The sequence below is a fragment of the Roseibacillus ishigakijimensis genome (assembly GCF_016595415.1).
Lineage (GTDB): Bacteria > Verrucomicrobiota > Verrucomicrobiia > Verrucomicrobiales > Akkermansiaceae > Roseibacillus > Roseibacillus ishigakijimensis.
In genome coordinates, this window is record NZ_JAENIO010000182.1 from 1 (window position 1) to 332 (window position 332).

Here is a 332-nt window from a genome sequence, read left to right on the forward strand (position 1 = left end):
CCCGGTTGGGGATGGAACCGTTCGTTGGCGATGCCAGTCACTGCGATTTCCAGCAGGGCCGTCACCCGGCGCTTGCGGTGTTCGTCTGCGGGCGGCGACGAGATCCGAATCACTTGCGGAGTCTTCGTCTTCACCAGGAAGATGAGGTCCAGCTTGGAGGGAGTCTCGCCAATGGCTTCCAAGAGGAGCTGATAGCTCACGAGCTGAATCTCATGGTCCAGCATCGCCGACTCAGGATTGGGTTTGGATGCGGCTGACTTAAAGTCGATGGGAGTGAAGTCTTGCTCCACCAGATCCATCGCTCCCGTCAACGGAACCGAAAGCCCCGGGAT

At 59.0% G+C, this 332-nt stretch carries 1 protein-coding gene; it reads right to left on the reverse strand.

Annotation, left to right across the window (positions count from 1 at the left end; translation table 11 throughout):
- Window positions 1–332: PD-(D/E)XK nuclease family protein (locus tag JIN78_RS18055; RefSeq protein WP_200393204.1), on the reverse strand; the 332-nt coding region annotated here is incomplete at both ends.